17 protein-coding genes are annotated in these 21,883 nt (G+C 43.1%); 6 read left to right on the forward strand and 11 right to left on the reverse strand.

Annotation, left to right across the window (positions count from 1 at the left end):
- Positions 1-46: 46 nt before the first annotated feature.
- The gene (locus QNM16_RS22090) at positions 47-535 is read right to left on the reverse strand and encodes a Fur family transcriptional regulator (RefSeq protein ID WP_284022446.1); all 489 of its coding nucleotides are present in this window, start codon (positions 533-535) and stop codon (positions 47-49) included.
- A 161-nt stretch (positions 536-696) separates the two neighbouring features.
- Here QNM16_RS22090 and QNM16_RS22095 point away from each other — a divergent pair, with 161 nt between their 5' ends.
- Complete coding sequence (locus QNM16_RS22095; RefSeq protein WP_284022447.1) at positions 697-2,070, forward strand: alkaline phosphatase PhoX; 1,374 nt, start codon at positions 697-699, stop codon at positions 2,068-2,070.
- A gap of 88 nt (positions 2,071-2,158) precedes the next feature.
- Here the strand turns inward: QNM16_RS22095 and QNM16_RS22100 are convergent, their stop codons facing one another.
- From QNM16_RS22100 to QNM16_RS22120, 5 genes are all read right to left on the reverse strand, one after another.
- On the reverse strand, positions 2,159-2,677 hold the full coding sequence (locus tag QNM16_RS22100) for a PepSY-associated TM helix domain-containing protein (protein WP_284022448.1): 519 nt from the start codon (positions 2,675-2,677) through the stop codon (positions 2,159-2,161).
- Between the two features lie 8 nt (positions 2,678-2,685).
- The gene (locus QNM16_RS22105; protein WP_284022449.1) at positions 2,686-4,557 is read right to left on the reverse strand and encodes a TonB-dependent receptor domain-containing protein; all 1,872 of its coding nucleotides are present in this window, start codon (positions 4,555-4,557) and stop codon (positions 2,686-2,688) included.
- 194 nt (positions 4,558-4,751) lie between these two features.
- The gene (locus tag QNM16_RS22110) at positions 4,752-8,024 is read right to left on the reverse strand and encodes a VPS10 domain-containing protein (RefSeq protein WP_284022450.1); all 3,273 of its coding nucleotides are present in this window, start codon (positions 8,022-8,024) and stop codon (positions 4,752-4,754) included.
- Positions 8,025-8,388: 364 nt separating this feature from the next.
- Positions 8,389-9,393 (reverse strand): protease SohB, encoded by a 1,005-nt coding sequence (sohB, locus tag QNM16_RS22115; protein WP_284022451.1) that lies wholly within the window; start codon positions 9,391-9,393, stop codon positions 8,389-8,391.
- Between the two features lie 170 nt (positions 9,394-9,563).
- Positions 9,564-12,017 carry a VolA/Pla-1 family phospholipase gene (locus QNM16_RS22120; protein ID WP_284022452.1) on the reverse strand — a complete coding sequence of 818 codons (2,454 nt, stop codon included), beginning with the start codon at positions 12,015-12,017 and terminating at the stop codon, positions 9,564-9,566.
- 252 nt (positions 12,018-12,269) lie between these two features.
- On the opposite strand from QNM16_RS22120, the gene QNM16_RS22125 reads away from it, so the two are divergent.
- Positions 12,270-13,013, forward strand: coding sequence for a YciK family oxidoreductase (locus tag QNM16_RS22125; RefSeq protein ID WP_063362171.1), 744 nt, complete (start codon positions 12,270-12,272; stop codon positions 13,011-13,013).
- Positions 13,014-13,075: 62 nt separating this feature from the next.
- Here the strand turns inward: QNM16_RS22125 and rluB are convergent, their stop codons facing one another.
- The 5 genes from rluB to rnm are packed head-to-tail and all read right to left on the reverse strand — an operon-like array spanning position 13,076 to position 16,850.
- The gene (gene rluB, locus QNM16_RS22130) at positions 13,076-13,936 is read right to left on the reverse strand and encodes a 23S rRNA pseudouridine(2605) synthase RluB (protein ID WP_039607882.1); all 861 of its coding nucleotides are present in this window, start codon (positions 13,934-13,936) and stop codon (positions 13,076-13,078) included.
- Positions 13,933-14,520: an SMC-Scp complex subunit ScpB gene (scpB, locus tag QNM16_RS22135; RefSeq protein ID WP_284022453.1), complete on the reverse strand. Its 588-nt coding sequence runs from the start codon at positions 14,518-14,520 to the stop codon at positions 13,933-13,935. Before scpB ends, rluB begins: the two co-directional genes overlap by 4 nt.
- 55 nt (positions 14,521-14,575) lie before the next feature.
- Positions 14,576-15,376: a segregation and condensation protein A gene (locus QNM16_RS22140; protein ID WP_284022454.1), complete on the reverse strand. Its 801-nt coding sequence runs from the start codon at positions 15,374-15,376 to the stop codon at positions 14,576-14,578.
- Positions 15,377-15,379: 3 nt separating this feature from the next.
- On the reverse strand, positions 15,380-16,000 hold the full coding sequence (locus QNM16_RS22145; protein WP_284022455.1) for an L-threonylcarbamoyladenylate synthase: 621 nt from the start codon (positions 15,998-16,000) through the stop codon (positions 15,380-15,382).
- Position 16,001: 1 nt separating this feature from the next.
- Positions 16,002-16,850: an RNase RNM gene (rnm, locus tag QNM16_RS22150; protein ID WP_284022456.1), complete on the reverse strand. Its 849-nt coding sequence runs from the start codon at positions 16,848-16,850 to the stop codon at positions 16,002-16,004.
- Between the two features lie 503 nt (positions 16,851-17,353).
- Here rnm and QNM16_RS22155 point away from each other — a divergent pair.
- The 4 genes from QNM16_RS22155 to trpCF are packed head-to-tail and all read left to right on the forward strand — an operon-like array spanning position 17,354 to position 21,878.
- On the forward strand, positions 17,354-18,934 hold the full coding sequence (locus QNM16_RS22155; protein WP_284022457.1) for an anthranilate synthase component 1: 1,581 nt from the start codon (positions 17,354-17,356) through the stop codon (positions 18,932-18,934).
- Entirely contained in the window at positions 18,924-19,508 is a 585-nt protein-coding gene (locus QNM16_RS22160) for an aminodeoxychorismate/anthranilate synthase component II (RefSeq protein WP_284022458.1), read from the forward strand. Before QNM16_RS22155 ends, QNM16_RS22160 begins: the two co-directional genes overlap by 11 nt.
- A gap of 8 nt (positions 19,509-19,516) precedes the next feature.
- On the forward strand, positions 19,517-20,521 hold the full coding sequence (gene trpD / locus QNM16_RS22165) for an anthranilate phosphoribosyltransferase (RefSeq protein ID WP_284022459.1): 1,005 nt from the start codon (positions 19,517-19,519) through the stop codon (positions 20,519-20,521).
- On the forward strand, positions 20,514-21,878 hold the full coding sequence (trpCF, locus tag QNM16_RS22170; protein ID WP_284022460.1) for a bifunctional indole-3-glycerol-phosphate synthase TrpC/phosphoribosylanthranilate isomerase TrpF: 1,365 nt from the start codon (positions 20,514-20,516) through the stop codon (positions 21,876-21,878). The genes trpD and trpCF overlap by 8 nt, the downstream gene beginning before the upstream one ends.
- Positions 21,879-21,883: the final 5 nt, after the last annotated feature.

A 21,883-nucleotide genomic window follows, 5' to 3' on the forward strand; every position in this document is an offset into this window, starting at 1 on the left:
CGCGTTAACAATAAAATTTTCCGTTGCCCTTATTAATAAAAGCAATTTAGGCGTTCGATACAGCCTCTTCTTCCAGTGCCTGACAATCTGTGCAAATACCTTGAAACTCAAACTGAGGTGAGTTTAATTGATAGCCATGAGATTGAATTTGCGCAGACAACTGCGCCATTAGCTCAGCAGGCATATGCACTTCTTCTACTTTTTGACACAGGGAGCAAATTAAAAACTGAGTATGTGGGTGAGGTTTATGACAATCGATATGCGTACAGCAGATGTATTTGTTTACGGTATCCAGCTTATGGACCAAATCAGCTGCAACTAACAGATCGAGGATGCGATAAATGGAGACAGCTGGCAAGGTAAGTCCCAGATTTTGCTTACAATACTGAACCAATTCATAGGGTGATAGCGCTTTGCCCGCCATCTTTAAGCCCTTGAAAATAGCTATTCTTTTTTCAGTAGGCTTGATACCTGCGTAATTAAAAATTTCTACAAACTCACTTTCTTGGTTATTTTTATTATTTTTTTGACTCATAAGACCCTATTTACTTGCCATCACACATTTAATGTTACAGTATAACATATCACAAAATACCTAAATGAATCACTTCTTTTCGTGCAATCCACCGTTATGCCACGAAAAAAACATAAAACACGGGTAAAATTATTACGTTAACGACTTTGGGAGTAGTAAGCATGGTCACACGTAGACAATTCACTAAAGGAACAGTTGCACTTGCATTTGTCGGGTTAAACAGCAGTATCTTGGGTTGTGCGCAAAAACCTTCTATCACACCCACTCCAACAACCACAGGTTATGGCCCGCTCATCAAAGACCCCAAAGGCCTGTTGGACTTACCTGATGGGTTTAGCTACCAAATTATCTCTACATTGCATGACAAAATGGATGATGGGCTCAGTGTGCCAGACAATGCCGATGGCATGGGGTGTATCGGAATAGATGAAAAACGCGTCGCTTTAATCAGAAACCACGAACTGAGCCCAAAGCATTTAAAAAATGCGGCACCAGATATTGCCGCGCATCGCACCGATAACGCTTATGACCGATTAAATAAAGACATTGCACTGCCCGGGGGCACCACAACCATGGTGTATAACCTTGAGACTCAGCGTATTGAACAGCAGTATTATAGCCTTGTTGGCACTATTAGAAATTGTGCTGGCGGGACAACCCCGTGGGGCACATGGCTCACCTGTGAAGAAACAGTTCAACTGGCTGGAGATGGACTGGAAAAAGATCATGGTTATATCTTTGAAGTACCAGCAAATCAACAAGGATTAACTCAACCAGTGCCGCTTGTGGACATGGGCCGCTTTAACCATGAGGCTGCCGCGGTAGACTCAAGAACAGGGATTGTTTATTTGACCGAAGACCGAGGTGATGGTCTCTTCTATCGCTTTATTCCTAAACAAAAAGGCCAATTGGCGTTAGGCGGTACTTTACAAGCCCTCGTGGTTAAAAACACCCAACAGCTCGATACCCGTAACTGGACACAAGCTAACATGCCTTTATCAACTTGGTTCGAGACTGAGTGGATCACCTTGGATAACCCGCAAAGCCCTGAAGATGACCTACGGCTACGCGGATATGACTTAGGTGCAGCTGTATTTGCACGGGGCGAAGGCATTCATTTTGGCGACAATGAGCTTTATTTTTGTTGCACCAATGGCGGAGAAAAACAACTAGGGCAAATCATGCGTTATCAACCTTCAGCCTATGAAGGCACCGCACAAGAAGCCAAGCATCCGGGCCAAATTCAATTATTTTTAGAAAGCAGTGATAAATCACTCTATGACTTTGGCGATAATCTTACGGTAACACCGCAAGGACACCTGCTCGTTTGCGAAGACCAATATACTTTATTACCTGATAATCACTTGCGTGGTGTATCGCCCAAAGGCGAGGTATATCCATTTGCTAAGCTGCGCGCCAAAACTGAGCTTGCAGGCGCCTGCTTTTCTCCTGATGGGTCAACCTTATTTGTCAATATTTACTCACCCGCAAAGACATTGGCAATTCGAGGAGATTGGTCAAGCTATCAAGCTTAATTTGAAGAAAATTGCAGCCAGTTTTTTCTTCAGCAATTACTGGCTGCAAGCGTGATTTTTAAATTCAATTAGACTATTAAAGTAAAAATCATGAGGCGACGCTTTGTCGCTTTCGGCGCTTTTTAAGATAAGGGAAAAAGAACAAAATCATACCTGTGATGGAAATAACTAAAGTCACAAAAGAAACAGGCAACATCAGCCATAAATTGGCGTTTTTCTCAAAGAAGGTGCCATCATGCAAGCTTTCTATTAGCTCAGAATTACGTTTTGCAATGTGTAAAATTTCACCTGTCTGATTATCTATTTGAATCTCAATTTTATTATTACTGCGAATTTTAGTGATCCCTTTTGCAGGGCGCACATCTAAGCGATTCACATCATCCCAGCTATAAATTTGCGCGGATTCAACTGACTTTGCAATGTCTAAAATTTGCGTAAACGTCACTTCAGGCACCGTGCCTATTCCTTTTGATGAAGGCGGCTGGATAAAACTAAACTCTTTTCTAACTAGCAATAAAATACCTGTTACGATGATCACAAGCAGGGGGATAGAAATAATAATACTCGCCCACTTATGGATACTTCTATTATTTTTATTAAAACTCATTGCTTCCTTTAAAATTGTATACTTGTTGATAATTTAACGCTGCGCTCAGGCTGTAAAGCGGCATCTTCGTCTAAACTGCCATAGTAGGTTTCGTCAGTGAGGTTATTAATCGCAACGGACACAGTTTGCCTCTCCGTTAATTGATGCTCAACTGACATATCCCACACAGTAAAAGCGTCCCGCTGTGTTTCAGAACCACCCACTTCATCGGCATCAAAAGTATGCCGGTAAACGTTTGACAGCGACCAATCGTCGAAATGCACTAACATGGTCCAGCTCAGTTTACGTGGGTGTAAATCATCTAGCCTTTGCTGGTGGTTGTCCTCGCCGGACTGCTGCTGGTAACTCACTATGTGCTCAAAATGTTCACTGGCGTACCACCTGAGTTCCGCTTCAAAGCCATTAATTTGGGCATGGCTCAAGTTTTGATAAGTCAGATAACCTGACTCTGCCTCATAACGGTCAATGTAATTATCTAAGTCATAATGATAAATAGCACCATACACGCTCACCTCGTCAGACACGTGCCAGTTCAAAGATAACTGACTGCCAACACTGGTTTCAGGGTCTAATGCTTGATTACCCACAATAAGCCCTCTTGGCGTTTGGCCATAAAACAAACGCTCAGAAAGAGTTGGGTATCGAAAGCCAGTGCCAATATCGAACCCAAGATCGACAGTATCCGAAAGTTTTAACATAGCGGCAAAAGAAGTATTTAAGCGACCGTCAGTGGCATCTTCAGATTGCTCACTTTGCTGCTTAAGCCAGTCATATCTCAGCCCCAAATCAAAATCCATGCGTCCCCATTGCCAATGGGTTTTGCCATACAAAGCGAGATTGTCTTCATCGGCACTCATCTCATTACCAAGTGGGCTAAGTGCAAACTCATCCACCACTAAATAATCGCTGGTAATTTTCACACCTTTACGTGATAGCCAATCTATCCCCCAATGGCTCTCATGGCCCATCAAGTCAATATGCTGTAGCCATTGACCTCCCAGAGTATGTCCCTGGTATTGACTCAACCCGCCATAACGCTCAAACCTCACTGTCCTGCTATCCCAGTTTTGATAGTGATGATAAAACTTCGCCATCCAGTTTTCGTCACCGTTTAACTGAACCTGCGCCAATGAATGTAGCTCTTCAGGATAGTCACTTAGCTGCTGAGTAGGATATTTGACATTACTTTTACCAATGCGTTCACCATAACTGGGTAGCCAAGAGTAAGTGGCTGTAAAGCCTTGGTGTTGCACTTTATACCTCACAAGAGCTGACGCACGCTCAAATTGCGTGCTTAGCTCATCCCCACTGGGGGCAGTGTCATTATTGGCGTGCTGATAGGCAAAAGCTGAGGTAAACTCATTCTTTTGATGTTTAAAGGAGAAATTTACGCCTTGATTACTGCTTTGCACCGAACCTGCAACTTGCGTCTTGTCTGACATCTCAGAGCTTAGACTGACCACACCACCCATTGCTTGTGAGCCATAAAGTGCTGAGCTTGGACCTTTAATCACATGGCCTAAGTTAAGCAAAGACGGGGCAATGAATGATGCTGAGTTACCAGCTCGCCGATCTGTAATAATGGGAATGCCATCAATTTCAGTCCGTATTCTACCACGGCTAAAACCACGAATAGCATAGCTTTGAAATTGACCTCCTTGACCATTCAAGCTAACACCTGATAAAGAGGTCAGTTGATCAGCAATGGTTCGATTCAAAGAAAAGGTAAAGCGCTCATCCAAATAAGCTGAGGTGTGATTAGCAGATGCAATCGTCAGCGATTCTTTTGGCGCAAGCACCTCAATCACTTCAAGCTGTTCACCATGTGCGCTCACCACGAATGGGGCGCAGGCACACAAAAAAGAAAATATCGTTTTCATCGTTAATAAACTACTCAATTAACTTGTTATGTGGTCTTGTCGTTATCTCATCAGGACATCTTCATTGTTAACTGTTAAAAAAGCTAAGAGTGGTCGTCCTAGAAGTTCACGCAGCGAATGTCGCCAACGTGAAGCTTAGCATTTGCATTCAAAATAGCGCCGCTAAGATATGCGACGCCATAATTTGAATAAAGCTATTTTGTTACAACAGCAGCGCCACGAGTCCATGGTCCACCCGCATCAATCACTGATTGTTGTAGACTCGGAATCGTTTGTTTCTGTAAGGCAGACACGCGTTTGATCACATCTTCTAGGCCTTGTTGCGCATAACCAAACTGCTGACGATGCTGCTTTGTAGGACCATAAGAAGACCACAACGCAGACATCGCATAACCTAGGCGGCTAGAGATATTTGCAGGCTTTGCACCTTTACGGTTACGTGATTTCAATCCTGTCAGTTCAAAATTGATTGCATTGATATCAGCCTGAGCTTGTGCGTATGCCGACTCAAGCGAACTGATATTACCAGGTGTGCGATCTATCGCTGTACGTAATGATTGCAATGTCTTAGTGGCTTCATTTAGTGCAGCTGTTGTTGATGTGTAACGTCTTTGTACACTTTTCAGTTGCTCGCTAAACTCAGCAATGGCCTCTGCTGTAGGTCCTGAGACAGCACCTTCGGAGATCGCTTGCAATTCAAACTCGACAGGTGTAGCCAACTGAGATACTTCACCTTTTACACGCTTGTACAGTGTAGCTGTATAAGTACCTGGCATAGCCATACGTTCAGCAGAAAATGGGTCCCACATAGGGGCTTTTTCGCCTGTAATAGCCTGATTAGCAGCATATTCCATATCCCAAGTTACACGATGTATCCCTTTGGTTGTTTTACCTGCAACACGGTCAACAAAGTGACCTTGCGCATCACGAATTTCAAGATAAACAGCAGGCTTTGGCTCTTGGTTTTCTTTCTCAATCGCTTCCCACGCAGGGTATTTTGGATACTTCTCTTCTTTGACTAACTCCTTTTCAGCTTGCTGACGCTGCTCTTTGGCTGTCAACAGGCTGTCTTTTAGGAAGTATGTGAGTGTTGCACCATGCTCAGGGTTATCCGCGACAAAACGATCATCCCCGTCTGTACGACTGTGGTTTGTATCCTCTTGGTACCACTTAACCGGTCGGCCCGGTCCCATCAAGATAGCGTCTTGCTCCATGGATTTTTCAGTCAATGTGCGCAATGGCGTATAGTCATCAAGAATATAAATACCGCGTCCAAAGGTGCCTGCAACTAAGTCATTTTCACGGCGCTGTATTTTAACGTCACGTGTAGAAATCGTAGGAATACCACCATTGAGTTCAATCCATTTTTTACCACCATCAACAGTGAAGAAAATACCAAACTCAGTGCCAATAAACAGCAGGTCTTTGTTCACATGGTCTTGGACAATACGCCAAACTAAGTGGTCCTCTGGTAAGTCTTTCGCGAGTGATTTCCAAGTTTTACCTAGGTTCGTTGACTGGATCAGATATGGCTTAAAATCACCATACTTGTGATTATCTAATGCAACGTACACTGTATTCGGATCAAATAAGTCCGCGCGAATATCATTCACATATGCAGTAGCAGGGACACCTTTAACACGCTTAAGATCTATTTTCTTCCAATTCTTGCCACCATCGCTGGTAACTTGAATTAAACCATCGTCAGTACCTGCCCATAAAATATTGTCATCGACCGGACTTTCAGAGAAGTTCGCAATCGTATGGTACTCAGACATTGCATATAGATCCCAGCCAGCTTCAACAGACCAAGTACGGCCCATCATTGGCGTATGCATTCGGTTGCCGTTTTTAGTCAAATCACCGGAAATAGGCGTCCAACTATCACCACGATCATCAGAGCGCCACACACGCTGTGATGCAAAGTACACACGCTTAGGATCATGAGTAGAAACATTTACCGGCGCATCCCAATTGAAACGCTCAGCAGGATCACCCGGCAAAGGCTGAGGTTTGATATATACATTCTCACGCGTTTTAAAATCATGACGAGTCAAGTTACCCTGCTGCCATTGAGAATACATAATATCTGGGTTGCCAGGCTCAACTGCAGGCTGATGGCCGTCCCCACCTAAAGTTAAGAACCAATCTTTATTTTTGATCCCCTCAGAACGCATAGTTCTAGATGGACCGCCTTGTGTTGAGTTATCTTGTGTACCGCCATAAACTTTATAGAACGGCTTAGAGTCATCCGGCGCGACTTTATAGAATTGGGTCAATGGCAAATTCGCCATGAAACGCCAGTTTGCCATGCGGTCATGCGACATATAAATACCGCCATCAGAACCAATCAGTACAAAATCAGGATCGGTTGGATGGAATGCCATCGCATGGTCATCTACGTGCTTGCGCTTAGTATTGATTGGCGTCCAAGTTTTACCGCCATCGTCAGAGACTTTACTGTAGTTACTGGCAATATAAATACGGTCAAATTGATGCTTATCAGCAAAGATTTCTTGGTAATAGTGCGGACCAGTACCGCCACCTACTTCATCAGACATCTTGGTCCAGCTCTGACCGCGGTTAGCAGAGCGATATAGCCCACCTTTACGATTATCAATTTCAACAGCAGCATAAACAACATCAGGATTGATAGGAGAGATAGCTAAGCCAATTTTCCCCATATTGCCTTTTGGCAACCCAGTTTTAAGCTCTGTCCAAGTTTCCCCGCCATCATCAGAAGTATGAATACCAGAGCCTGGGCCAGTACCCACGTAAGCCTCTATTTTTCTTTGTCGAGACCAAGTGGCTGCATATAGTTTATTTGGGTTTCTTGGGTCAATCAGCAACGATGTCACACCAGTCCACTCATCTTCTGGTTTTAATACCAATTTCCAGGTTTCACCGCCATCAGTGGTTTTATATAAACCGCGTTCGCCGCCATCTGTCCACAGTGGGCCCTGTGCTGAAACCCAAACAATGTTTGAATCTGTTGGGTGAATGATGATGTCAGAAATACGTTCAGACTTTTTCAAGCCCATGTTTTTCCATGTTTTACCACCATCCATTGACTTATAAACACCGTCACCAAAGCTGATATGGCGACCACCATTATTTTCACCCGTGCCCACCCAAATGATATCGGAATTGCTCGGATCAATGGTCACATCCCCTGTAGAATAAACGGCTTGTTTATCAAAAATAGGCGTCCAAGTTGTCCCCGCATTTACCGTTTTCCAAATACCACCGGACCCCACCGCTGTATACCAAGTAGACGGATTATTTTGATCAACTTCAATATCAGCAATACGCCCTGACATATATGCAGGGCCAATATTTCGAAGTTTCATTGCTTCAAATGTTTGACTGTTAAAGATAGATTTTTCTTCATCAGATTTAGCGGCCAGCGTATTAGAGCTTGCACACGCTATAGATACAGCAATTGCTGCTTTTAATAGTGCATTCATTTTCCCACCGATGTTGGTTTTTGTTTTTTTCAAAATCAACACTAACTTAAAAGATGCTATTAGTATGTAAATAAACGCTGAGATTACAGAAAATAGAGTCTAAAGTTATATTGTAACATTTTGTGTAAAAGTGAAACGCACAGCCATCCTTAAGTACGAAGTAAAATGAAATGAAATCGTCGGTTCGCTAACGAGAAAAAAGTAAAAATACTTATTAGTTATACAGAGTTAAAGCAGTAAAGAATAACAGCTGTGACTGTTCAATATGTGATGAGAAGTAATTCCGGTAGGGTAGTAAGGTATTTTCAGATATTGAGCCCAAACAAGTTATAATCTACTTATCGGGCCCACTTTCAATTAACAATTATAATTTACTTGTCTGGATGCGAGACAGTAATTTAATCCCAAACTTTTCTGCAACCACACTTAAACCAAGACCAAAACGCTCAGCAAGCGCCTTTTTTGTTTTGTATTTTACTTTATAAAGTTGATGCGATTCATTTAGTTCTAAAAGCAGATCATCACTGGTTTTGATTTCATCAACAAGATCAAACTCTTTCGCATGAGTTGCAAACCAATGCTCGCCTGTCGCAACTTTATCAATATCCATATTAGGTCGATGCTCAGCGACAAACTGCTTAAACAAAGTGTGTGTATGTTCAATTTCGCCTTTAAACTTATTGCGACCTTGCTCAGTATTTTCACCAAACATGGTCAATGTACGCTTGTATTCACCCGCAGTAATTTGCTCAAACTCAACATCATTCTTCTTCAAAATTTTGTTAAAGTTAGGTATTTGCGCCAGTACACCAATAGAGCCGACTATAGCAAAAGGTGCTGCTACAATTTTATCCGCTACACACGCCATCATATAACCGCCGCTTGCAGCTACTTTATCTACGCTAATTGTGAGTGGTAAACCAGCCTGTTTAATACGATTCAATTGAGACGCCGCTAGACCGTAGCCATGAACAACACCGCCGCCACTTTCAACATTGACCAGTACCTGATCTTTTTCTTTATTTGCAATGGTTAAAATTGCGGTTACTTCTTCACGTAAGCTTGCCACTTCATGCGCATCAATACTGCCAGAAAAATCAATAACAAACGTCTTTTTTTCCGGCTTTTCTTCAGATTCTTTTTTACTTGCTTTAAGGTGTGCTTTTAATGCTTTTTTATCAAGCGTTTGATGTAGAAACTCTTCTTTAGTTTCAGCCAATTGAGCAGATAAATCTTTAACCTCAATTTCACCCGATTTACTTTTTGGTTTTTGGCTTGCACCAACAACTAAAACAATAATAGCGCCTACAGCAATTACAATTGTCACTGCTTTAGCCAAAAATAAGCCATATTCAAACAAAAATGCCAATGCTATCTCCCAAACCCTTGTCTATAGTATGTTTAATTCAAATCATTTGACGTTAATCTTGTCTTAAAAAATGCTACATTGCAATGAAACCTTGATAACTAATCTCATTTAGGGCAATTGTGAGGCATAAAAAAAGCCGCTATTAAGCGGCTTTTTGGTATGTATATGTATTACTTCGCAATAACGGTTGTATCTGTAATTGGTAAGATTAAACCTTTAGATGCCAAATAAGTCGCTACTTGCCTCTGCATTTCTGCTGTTGCCTGTGCATGACCCTGAGCTGTTCCGCCAGTGCGTGCATCAAACGATGGCGTTAACATTGAGCTATGGTGGCCCTGTGAGAAGTTCACAACGTAGCGCCCTGCTGTACCATCTGTTGACTGTTTAGACTCTGTCGCAGTCTCTAACCCCATCAACGCGGCAAGCGGTGTGCTGCCACCTAGCGGGTTACGCGGAAGCGTTGAAGCAGGGATCACTTGGTCACCTTTGTTTTCACCCTCACCGCCGACTACGACGCTCATGTACATAGGTGTATTTACCGCACGTACAAGTGGTGCATAGTTAAGTGGATCTGCGGTATCCAACACGGTTTGTGATGCATAAGCAAACTGATCAACGGTGCCATTGATGGCCGCAATTGATGCTAAATCACCTTCAGCTTCTAGGTTTGCAACAAATGTGTTATACGCACATGCCGCAAATGCACTTGCGCTGCCAGCAAACGTACCACAATCAGCAACTGCTCCTTCTTGAAGGTAACTTACAAACTTTTTAGACACAGCAAGATCAGATGCGCCTTGCACAACAGCTGTTTTTACAACTGGTCCAAACGATGCTGATTCAACTAAGAAGTTTGCAATACCAGCACCACCGCTAGAAAGTGCCGCAGGCCCTACTTTAAACAGAGGCTCTGCTGCTTTTAGCAACTCATTTTCAATTGGTAAGTTTGCATGCGCAATAAAGCTTGGTGCCACAACTGAACCCAACGATTGGCCAACGAAGCTAACATCATTGGTATTAAAGTTTAGAGGCACTTGAGAGAAGGCATTAATTGCATTTAGACCAAATCTTAATGCAAGTAAATCCGCCGTTGATTGACGAAGGTTATCACGAGCAACTAGCAGTGACTGAAGGTTCATGTAATGTAACACACTCTTAGTCGTCGCATTAAACTCGTCTACACCATCACCATCTACGTCAATACCACGCTCACCGTGCATTGGGTGGTCTATCGCCACAGTTGCAAAACCAGCCTGAGACAGTGCTAACGTCAAGCTAAGCATGTCTTCTTTTTTACTGGTAATACCATGTTGCATAATGACCACAGGGTAGCCTGTTTCTGGCGCTTCTGACAGCGGGAATGTGATTTGCACAGGCACATTAGCAATCCACTGCTCTTTGGGAATTACGTTGTATTTAGATACAAATTTTTGTGCATCAATACCTAGATCACGTAATTGGCCGCCTGAAAGTGCATTACACTGCGCATCAACTGTGCCAGCTTCTGGTTCAGGCAATTGACCACCAGCTTGTGCTTTCGCTGCTGCAACGGCAACGCCGTTGTCACATAATGCCTGCCAATATGTATCAGCCAACGCGGCATCTTCACCATTTTTAGGAAGGCTTAAGTATTGCGGTAATTGGATATTACCTGTCAAGTAACGAATACCGCCAGCTGCTTGCAGTAATTCAGGTGGCAGTGCAGCAGCTAAACCTAGGTCAGTAAATTTATCAGCAACTGACATAAAGTCTTGATCAGGTACTGCTACAACCGGCTGTTTAGCAGTGCCAAATGTTGACGCTAGCAACTGCTTGATAGTGCCAACAACAGGACCTGTCGCTTGAGTCGTCATCGCTGCTGTGTAAACGATTTCGTCAGCACCAATGGATTCACTCGAAACAAGTGCTTGCTCATAGCTACGAATAACCGCTTGTAGAGACTTTTGCGCATCGGTTACTAGCGGCGCTTCTTGACGAAGTAATGTGTAAGTCGATGAAGGCGTTAAACTTCTGCCGCCATCAATCGTGTCTTTGATGTTGCTTGTCAGTACCGTGATATAGGTCGTATTAGACTTAAACGGTTTAACAGGAATAACATTGATGTTTTGGCCATCTTCACTAAGCTGTGAAACAAAATCGCCAGTTGGACCAAATGTCAGCTCACTCACTACGCGGCAAGCTAACGCAGGGCTCAGATTTTGACATGCTTCAGTTTGCGCATCATCACCCATAACGACTTCAAATATACGAACTGCGCCCGGCGCTGCAACTGTCGCCGCATCTATGGTTACACCAGTCGGCGTATTCAAACCAATTTGATATGGCATTTGTGTAGACCAACCGTCTAAACCACCAAGTGCTAGAGAAGGATCAGCGTAACCCGCGCGAGATAATAGAGGCTTAGAGTCGCCATCAAGCTCACCAGGAATATTGAGCGTACCATCTTGTGTACCACTAAAGAGAATATCATTGGGTACGGAAATAACACCATTTGAGGGGTCAAATTTAACCGATGCAACTGGCGTTACAGGTTTGGTGTCTTGCTTTACATCTTCTAGCGTTTCACCGCCACCACAGCCTGCTAACGCAGCTGAAACAGCGAGTGGTAGTAACAGTTTCTTCATTGTATTGGCTCCGACATAATTTTATTATTATTGTTACCTCAGCCAGCGCTCACCCTTGCCTCAAGAATGTAAGCATTAATAAGCTGCCGAGAATAATTCGTTAAAACTATGTAATTTTGCTTTTAATAAGACATTAGACCAGTTTAACTTAACGCAAAGTGTAGCCTTTCGCCACTCATATTTGCAATAAATTCGATAACTTGCGTCATGACTATGATAAAATATAGCAAATGTATTTGTTCGAGGTCCAATATGCAAACATATAATGCAGCTAGTAATGCACTAGAAAATAAAGTGATTTTGGTCACAGGTGCGGGTGACGGTATCGGTCGTATTGCCGCTATCAATTATGCCAAGCATGGCGCCACTGTGATTTTGTTAGGGAAAACTACTAGCAAACTAGAAGCGGTTTATGATGAAATCATCAATGCCGGTTATCCACAGCCAGCCATTGTGCCATTGGACCTTAAAGGCGCAACTAAACAACACTACCGAGATCTAGCTTCTACGATTGAACAACAATTTGGTAAGTTAGACGGCCTTCTTAATAATGCAGCGATTTTAGGCACTATGGGCCCGCTAGAGCATTTCTGCGTATCGACCTTTGAAAACGTCATGAAAGTCAATGTCACTGCACAGGCGATGATCACACGCTTCTTATTCCCGGTCATGCGTAAAGCACCCAGCGCCTCTATTATTTTTACTTCTTCAGGTGTAGGACGCCAAGGGCGCGAGTTTTGGGGTGCCTATGCTATCTCAAAATTTGCCACTGAAGGCATGATGCAAACATGGGCTTGTGAAGTGGGCAAAACCAATATTCGCGTCAACTGTATCAATCCAGGTGCAACCCGTACAAGTATGCGTGAAGCCGCCTTCCCTGGTGAAGACAGAGACAAGCTAAAAACTGCGGAAGATTTGATGCCAACTTATTTATACTTGATGTCAGATGACTCACTAGAAGTGAACGGCCAATCGATTGATGCACAGCCTAAATAAATATTTATATTTGCGCTAAAATTAAAAAAGGGCCAATCGGCCCTTTTTTAATGCACTTACTATTATCGACGCTTAGTTTGCTTCAAACGTTGATTATGCTTGTGGACAGCCTTTCTGATACGATTCACTTTAGCACGCTTATCTTTGCGCTTTTCAGGCATCACAGATAACTTAGTTTGTGTCTCAGGTCTCAGGCTCACTGATTTTCTCAAGTAGTTCACGTCTTCTAGCGCCAATTCTTCCCAGCCGCCTTGTGGTAGACGTTTATTCAGCTCAAGCTTACCGTAACGCACACGGATCAAGCGTGATACTTCAACTTCTTGTGATTGCCATAAACGACGTACTTCGCGGTTACGACCTTCTGTTAGCGTTACATTAAACCACTTATTGATCCCTTCGCCACCACGCGGTTTAATTGATAAGAACTTAGCTGGACCATCCTCTAATTCAACACCTTGTGAAAGTGTTTTCAAGGTTTGATTCGTGACCTCACCAAATACACGCACAGAATATTCACGCTCTACTTCGTATTTAGGGTGCATCAAACGGTTAGCCAACTCACCATCATTGGTAAAGAGTAATAAACCCGATGTATTGATATCTAATCGACCGATTGCAATCCAACGATCACCTTCTAAACGCGGTAATCTGTCAAATACTGTACGGCGGCCTTCAGGATCTTTACGTGTACATAGCTCACCCTCAGGCTTATGATACATTAAAACTCGGCAAATACGCTCTTCTTTTTGCTCAATCTTAACCACATGGCCATCCACTCGGATCACCGCATTTTCTTCGACTCTGTCGCCTAACTTAGCAACTTTACCGTCAACACTAACACGATTTGAGTCAATGTATTTTTCCATTTCACGGCGCGAGCCAACGCCCGCACGCGCTAATACTTTTTGTAGCTTTTCACTCATTCTGATGGTTCTCTCACAGAAGGATCATTTAACATCTGATCTAGCTTCTCAGTTTGCAGCTCTGGTAGTTTTGGTAACCCATCCAGACCGTTCAATGAGAAGTAATCTAAAAATAACTTGGTCGTCGCATACAGTGCAGGCTTACCCGGCACTTCTTTGTGTCCAACAACCTTTATCCATTGTCGCTCTAACAAGCTTTTCATAATGTTAGAACTGACAGTCACCCCACGAACTTGTTCGATTTCTCCTCGAGTAATTGGCTGACGATACGCGATGAGCGCTAGCGTTTCCAAAGTTGCCCGAGAATACTTAGGGGCTTTTTCTTGCCAAAGCATATTAAGCCAAGGGCTTAAACTTGGACATGCTTGAAAGCGATATCCGCTTCCAACTTCAACAAGTCTTACACCACGTGTTTGGTAGTGCTCAAAAATCGTTTCTATCGCTTGCCCTATGCGCTGATCAGAAACATGAATATCTTGCAGCACAGTCTCTTTCATGTGCTTTTTCGATAATGGCTTATCAGCTACAAAAATCGCAGCTTCAACCAACTCGACAAGTTGTTCATCACTGACTCGGCGTTTCATGTCACTATTTCTTCATAAGGCTAGTAGAAGGCGCGGTATTATGACAGAGCTGACACTACTCTTGTAGCTTTAATGACAAATAAATTGCACGCTCAAGCTGGATTTGCACAATCGAGATTAATTGCTCTTTAAGTAGCTCAAGCATGGCGATGAATGTCACGACGACACCGCTTCTGCCTTCTTGAACACTAAATAGCCGACTGAACTCAACAGGCTCTGTATGCTCACTTAAATATTGTAAGATCATCGACATGCGTTCGCGGGTAGAGAGGGCTTCTGCACTGACCTGATGATGCTCAAATTGCTTAGCTCTGGCCATCACTTCACTCATAGCCAACAATAACTCTTTTAAATTCACATCAGGTAATGAATCGTCACCTTGCTCGCTATCTTCAATGAGTGCACGAGCAATAAATATATCTCGCTCAACACGGGGGATTTTATCCAAGTTTTCCGCAGCCACTTTAAACTGCTCATACTCTTGTAAGCGTCTTACCAATTCCGCACGAGGGTCTTCCTCTTCTTCGAGTTCTTCATGCGTAGGGAGTAACAACCGAGACTTAATCTGTGCCAATAAAGCAGCCATCACCAAGTACTCCCCTGCAAGCTCCAGCTGCAATTCTTGCATCATCTCTACATATTGCACGTATTGCTGGGTAATGCTTAATATCGGGAGCTCTAAGATGTCTAACTTGTGACGTTTTATCAGATATAACAGTAAATCCAGTGGCCCTTCAAAGCTTTCGAGGATCACCTGTAAGGCATCTGGTGGAATATAAAGGTCTTCTGGCTTTTCTAATACGGCTTCCCCGTTTAAAAAAGCCAGAGGGGATGATTGGCTGATAACTTCTGTCATAAATTATTCAAATGGCGTGGTATCACCACAACCGTGACGCAAAATTTCGACATTGTCTTCAGACATATCAATCACTGTGGTCGCTTGTTCAGTTAAGTAACCACCATGCACAATAAGGTCAACATGCTTTTCAAGTTGCATGCGAATATCGTCCGGATCAGACTCTGTAAACAGCTCGCCAGGTAAAATAAGCGAGCAAGACATTAACGGTTCATTAAGCTCTTCTAAAATCGCGCAGGTGATTGGATGCTCTGTGACGCGAATACCTATGGTTTTTTTCTTGTCGTTTATCAATCTTTTAGGGACCTCTTTGGTGCCCTTTAAAATGAAGGTATACGGTCCCGGTGTATTATTTTTTATCAAACGAAACATTTGATTATCAACACGCGCATAAGTCGATAATTCAGATAGATCACGACACATTAGTGTGAAGTTATGATGTTTTTCGATCCCACGAATACGCTCAATACGCTCTTTTGCCTGCTTGTTTCCCAAACTACAACCGATCGCGTAACCCGAGTCAGTTGGATACACAACCACCCCGCCTTTTTGGATAATTTCGACCGTTTGACGGATCAGTCGGGCTTGCGGATTATCTGGGTGAATATGAAAAAATTGACTCATGCTAACATTCCTCTGTGGCTCCCCAAAACTGCCATACACCTTGGCAATCTTTTGGTAAGTATAGATTTCTTCCTAAATCTAACCAGCTAGTAGGATAATGAAAATCAGAGCCTTGACTGGCTAATAAATTATATTCTTGTGATAACTGACCAAGAAACTGTCTTTCACTTGGCGCTTGTTGAGGCTGTGCCACCTCCATAGCTTTACCACCGGCACCAGTGAATTCATCCAATAGTTTTCGAAGCCATTTGTTGGACATCTGATAACGTCCAGGGTGAGCCAATACAGCGACTCCGCCCGCACCTTGTATGGCTTCTATGGCTTCTTCCATAGAGCACCAAACACTCGGTACATATCCGGTCTTATTGCGCGCTAAAAATTTTTTAAATACACCTTGAATATTTTTTGCCACACCACGCTCCACCAGCGCCTTGGCAAAATGTGCACGGGTGATCTCTGCATCTTGCGCTAACTCTAAAGCTTGCGCATAAATACCTTCATAGCCCCTTTTTTCAAGGCGAGCACCAATTTCTTTGGCACGTTCACGGCGTTTTTGCTGCTGCTGTGTCAATAATACCTGCAGATTGGCATCGTTTATATCAATGTTTAGGCCAACAATATGAATTTCAAAGCTTTCCCACTTTGTAGATATCTCAACGCCTGAAATAAGCTCTAATGCTAAGTTTTTTTCTGCAATGAAATCACGTGCTACGGATACACCCGCCACGGTATCATGATCAGTTAACGCCAGTACATCAACGCCTTTTTCTGTTGCCCGCTCAATTAGCTCAGGTACTGCTAAACGCCCATCAGAAAAAGTGCTATGACTGTGTAAATCATATTTAATCAAAATTTTCCCCTTAAAAACCAACCACGCGAATTATACCATGCCAGTAAGTGGGAGTGCGCTTTTATTTATTTTCTTACTAAAGCGATTAATTTCAACACCTTTACTAGGTCAAAAATCTTACTATTTAAATGAATAACAGACGATTGTTTATTTTTTGATATTAGTGCTTGACAGTTTGCACCAGAGTAGGGTTTACTGTAGGTACTTAAATTGACATAACGAAAACTTTACAAATGAATCTAACACAAAAAACAAAAATCGTTTGGTGGTGGCGCTCGTAATTGCGGGTGTGATTCGTTGTGTCTAACGACTTGTAAACCCGCGCTGAGTACGCGGGTTTTTTTATGGAATTTTTTTAGTGATTAACAATTTTTGCAACAATTCATCTACAAAATCTTGGTGGTGGTGCCTGAAATAGCGGGAAGGCATTGTTGTAACTAAATACACACCCCCCGCAAGTAAAAATACTTCGGGGGGTTTTTTGTACTAAAGAGGAATGAGGTTTGATTTTTAGTCATATAACTACAACACCGGGTGAGGTGACAAGTATAAGGCTGCGGCGCGATTATATCGAAAGCCCCCTGTCATTATATTCAGCTCTCAATAAACCCAATACACTGTTACTGGAGTCTGCTGAAATTGACTCCAAAGACAATGTAAAAAGTATTATCTTAGCAGATGCGGCTCTTCGCATAGAGTGCAATGGCTTAGAGGTAAAAGTACGTGCACTTTCGAACAACGGCGAGCAATTACTTAATTACTTAGCAGAGCAAGTGAGTAACTGCACTGTTGTTAAAGAGTATGCTGTACTGACCTTAACGTATGATGCTCAAGATTTATCGCTGGATGAATACAGTAAACTAAAAGCAGATAATGCATTTAGCGCGCTGCGCACCTGTATTAACTCCATTAAACGTAACTCAGATACGCCATTCTCCGTCTTTTTAGGCGGGGTATTTGCCTATGATATGGTAGCCAATTTTGAAACATTGCCTAGCGTACCAGATGGTAAAAATGATTGTCCTGACTATGTGTTCTACTTAGCGGAAACCATAGTCATGATCGATCATCAAGCTAAAACAACAGAGTTAATTGGCAATGTATTCAATGGGCCTGATGTCCATGCGAATTGCTTTGAAGTAGGTAAGCAACTTGAAGATCTCAATCGTCAATGTGACGAATATGAAACGTATAAAGAGCAGCCTGAGAAAATCACGCATGATGTAGAGGTTGATATCAGCGATGATGTATTCAAAAAACAAGTCGTACAACTTAAAAAGAATATCGTTGATGGCGATATTTTCCAAGTCGTTCCATCACGTACTTTTTCGCTACCTTGTAAAAAGCCACTAGCCGCCTACAAGCATCTGAAAAAGCAAAACCCAAGCCCATATATGTTTTATATGAGAGACGAGAAGTTTGTGCTGTTTGGTGCCTCTCCTGAGTCGGCCTTAAAATACTGCCAAGACAGTAATCAAGTCGAAGTATATCCAATTGCAGGCACGCGCCCTCGTGGCAAATTTGCAGACGGCTCCATTAACCCTGATTTAGATAGTCGCATCGAATTAGAGCTACGTGACGATAAAAAAGAGCGTGCGGAGCATTTAATGCTCGTCGACTTAGCACGTAACGATGTCGCTCGGATCAGTGTGCCAGGTACTCGTCATGCTAAAGAGTTGCTTAAAGTAGACCGCTACTCGCAAGTCATGCACTTGGTCTCTCGAGTGGTTGGTCAGCTAAAACCCGATCTTGATGCATTGCATGCTTATCAGGCTTGCATGAATATGGGCACACTTGTAGGCGCACCTAAAGTAAAAGCAGCGCAGCTTGTCAGAGATACAGAAAAACAGCGTCGCGGCAGCTACGGTGGTGCGGTTGGTTATTTAACAGGTGATGGTGCAATGGATACATGTATTGTCATTCGTTCAGCATTTGTGAAAAATGACATAGCCTATGTTCAAGCAGGCGCTGGCGTTGTTTATGACTCAGACCCTCAAGCCGAAGCCGATGAAACAAAAGCCAAAGCCAGTGCGGTGATCAAAGCCATTCAATCTAGCTACCAAGGAGTGGGTTATGACGCCTAAAGTATACTTTTTAGATAACTTTGATTCATTCAGCTACAACCTTGTTGATGAGTTGTCGCAGCTTGGCAGTGAGTTAGTGGTTTATCGTAACCATATCGATGCAAGTACTATCTACGACAAAATGTGTAATGAAACCGTGCCTGTGGTACTGGTATTATCTCCCGGTCCTGGAAAACCTAGCGAAGCAGGCTGCCTACTCGATTTAATTGAACTCTGTAAAGGCAAATTTCCTATGTTAGGTATTTGTCTTGGTCAACAGGCATTAACACAAAGCTATGGTGGTACCATCGGCCATGCTGGCGAAACGGTACATGGTAAATCATCACGTATTGATGTGGAAGAGCACCCTGTTTTTGCAGGTCTTGGTAAACAATTTCCTGTTGCAAGATATCACTCATTAATGGCGACAAGCGTACCTGAGTGTTTAAAAGTCATCGCTAAATATCAAGACATTCCAATGGCGGTTTACCATACCACTGACAAAGTGATTGGGTATCAATTCCACCCAGAATCAATTTTAACGCCAGACGGTGCCAAGCTGCTTAAGCAAAGCATCGATTACTTAACCTGTTAGGAGGCAACATGGAAAGTTTAAATCTGCTGATTGATCAGCAATCACTGAGCTTTGAGCAAGCAACTGAGTTGTTTGGACAAGTTATGCAAGGCGAGTTATCTGAAATAGAGCTCACCGCAGCATTAGTGGCACTCAAGATAAAAGGTGAGACCGCAGCAGAGATTGCAGGTGCCGCAAAAGCCATGCGTGACCATGCCGTCGCTTTCGATAACCGCGGTTTAAACTGCGCTGATAGTTGTGGCACAGGTGGTGACGGTACTAATACCATTAACGTCAGTACTACCGCAGCCATCGTCGCAGCAGCGTGTGGTATTCCTATGGTAAAACATGGTAACCGCAGTGTTTCTAGCAAATCTGGTTCGGCAGATTTACTGCGCACTTTGGGCATTAATCTTGAGATGAGCCCTGAACAAGGTGCAAACTGCTTAGAGAAAACCAACTTTGCATTTTTATTTGCTCCGCTATATCACAGCGGTGTTAAACACGCGATGCCAGTGCGCACACAGCTAAAAACGCGTACCTTGTTTAATATTTTAGGCCCGCTTGCAAACCCTGCAAAGCCGCAACTACAGCTACTTGGTGTATATGATCCAGCCCTGTGCCGCCCAATGGCAGAAACATTAAAAATGTTGGGGACAGAGCGTGCGATGGTTGTCCATGGTGCAGGATGTGATGAAATTGCACTGCATGGCACAACCCAAGTCACCGAACTTAAAAATGGTGAAATTACTGAATACACGCTGACACCAGCTGACTTTGGTTTAGATAATTACGCGCTTGAAGATATTGCCGGTGATACCCCTGAATATAATGCTCAAGCAACCCGTGATATCTTAGCTGGCAAAGGCAAGCCAGCACACAATGCCGCAATTGCAGCCAATGTCAGTGCGTTACTTGTGATGTCAGGCAGAGCAGACACGCTAAAAGCAGGTACACAACAAGTACTAGATGTGCTGGCGTCTGGCAAATGTGTTGAAACGCTTCAAGCCATTTCGGAGGTCAGTCATGGCTAATGTGTTAGAAAAAATTGTAGATGACAAAAAAGTTGAATTGGTCGAGCGTAAAAAAGCGTTCCCTTTGAATGAGTTTCAATCTTTGGTTCAACCCAGCGAACGAGACTTTTATGGCGAGATGTCAAAACCCGGCATTCAGTTTATTTTAGAGTGTAAAAAGGCATCGCCTTCAAAGGGTCTGATCAGAGATAACTTTGACTTAGATGAAATAACCTCGGTATACGCTAAGTACGCAACCTGTATCAGTGTTTTAACGGATGCTAAGTACTTCCAAGGCAGTTTTGATTACCTAAGCTACGTACGCAGCAAGGTTGAGCAGCCGCTGATCTGTAAAGACTTTTTCATTGATGAATACCAAGTATACCTCGCGCGCTTAAAAGGTGGCGATGCTATCTTATTGATGCTATCGGTGCTGGATGATGAAACATATGAAAAGCTAGCAACACTTGCTCACTCGCTCAATATGGCGGTGCTGACTGAGGTCAGCAATGAAGAAGAAGTGCACCGAGCACTTAAGCTTGATGCCAAACTGATTGGGATCAACAACCGTAACTTGAGAGATCTCAGCACTGATCTAGCGACAACGGAACAATTAAGAAAACTGATCCCGAGTGACAAAACCGTTATCTCTGAATCAGGAATTTATACACATAGCGACGTTAAACGCTTAACTCCACAGTGTAACGGCTTCTTAGTTGGTAGTTCTTTGATGGCTGAAGATGACCTAGAAGGCGCGTGTCGTAAGCTGATTTTAGGTGAAAACAAGGTGTGTGGATTAACCCGTGTTGACGATGCCCTTGCCGCTTACCAAGCTGGCGCCGTTTACGGTGGCTTAATTTTCTATCCAAAATCACCACGTTTTGTCGACTTTGATTGCGCTCGTGCAGTCGTAGACAGTGCACCTTTAAAATATGTTGGTGTTTTTGTGGATGCGCCTCTTGAGCAAATTGTGGAATATGCGCAAAGCCTGAGACTAAGCGTGGTACAACTTCATGGTCATGAGTCACAAGACTTCATCAGTAGCCTACGTAAACAGCTACCTGTCAATTGCCAAATTTGGAAAGCACAAGGCATTGTAGATGAATTTCCTGTGCCTTTTGATGAAGTAGACAAACATCTTTATGACACAAAAACAGCTTCAGCATTTGGCGGAACTGGAAAAGTTTTCAACTGGCAACTACTTAAAAGTGCAAAAAAACCATTTATGCTTGCAGGCGGTCTTAACGCAGACAATGTAAAAGACGCTTCCTATTTAGGTGCGGCAGGCTTTGATCTTAATTCAGGGGTGGAGACGAGCCCCGGTAAAAAGTGTCCGGAAAAATTACGCGATGCTTTTAACAATATTCGAAAATACTGAGGTGG

Origin of the sequence: Pseudoalteromonas umbrosa, from assembly GCF_030125375.1 — a bacterium.
GTDB classification, from domain to species: domain Bacteria; phylum Pseudomonadota; class Gammaproteobacteria; order Enterobacterales; family Alteromonadaceae; genus Pseudoalteromonas; species Pseudoalteromonas umbrosa.

Coding starts and splice junctions, on each gene's coding strand:
- QNM16_RS22090 (WP_284022446.1), bottom strand. CDS start 535: ATGAGTCAAAAAAATAATAAAAATAACCAAGAAAGTGAGTTTGTAGAA.
- QNM16_RS22095 (WP_284022447.1), top strand. CDS start 697: ATGGTCACACGTAGACAATTCACTAAAGGAACAGTTGCACTTGCATTT.
- QNM16_RS22100 (WP_284022448.1), bottom strand. CDS start 2,677: ATGAGTTTTAATAAAAATAATAGAAGTATCCATAAGTGGGCGAGTATT.
- QNM16_RS22105 (WP_284022449.1), bottom strand. CDS start 4,557: ATGAAAACGATATTTTCTTTTTTGTGTGCCTGCGCCCCATTCGTGGTG.
- QNM16_RS22110 (WP_284022450.1), bottom strand. CDS start 8,024: ATGAATGCACTATTAAAAGCAGCAATTGCTGTATCTATAGCGTGTGCA.
- QNM16_RS22120 (WP_284022452.1), bottom strand. CDS start 12,017: ATGAAGAAACTGTTACTACCACTCGCTGTTTCAGCTGCGTTAGCAGGC.
- QNM16_RS22125 (WP_063362171.1), top strand. CDS start 12,270: ATGCAAACATATAATGCAGCTAGTAATGCACTAGAAAATAAAGTGATT.
- rluB (WP_039607882.1), bottom strand. CDS start 13,936: ATGAGTGAAAAGCTACAAAAAGTATTAGCGCGTGCGGGCGTTGGCTCG.
- scpB (WP_284022453.1), bottom strand. CDS start 14,520: ATGAAACGCCGAGTCAGTGATGAACAACTTGTCGAGTTGGTTGAAGCT.
- QNM16_RS22140 (WP_284022454.1), bottom strand. CDS start 15,376: ATGACAGAAGTTATCAGCCAATCATCCCCTCTGGCTTTTTTAAACGGG.
- QNM16_RS22145 (WP_284022455.1), bottom strand. CDS start 16,000: ATGAGTCAATTTTTTCATATTCACCCAGATAATCCGCAAGCCCGACTG.
- QNM16_RS22160 (WP_284022458.1), top strand. CDS start 18,924: ATGACGCCTAAAGTATACTTTTTAGATAACTTTGATTCATTCAGCTAC.
- trpD (WP_284022459.1), top strand. CDS start 19,517: ATGGAAAGTTTAAATCTGCTGATTGATCAGCAATCACTGAGCTTTGAG.
- trpCF (WP_284022460.1), top strand. CDS start 20,514: ATGGCTAATGTGTTAGAAAAAATTGTAGATGACAAAAAAGTTGAATTG.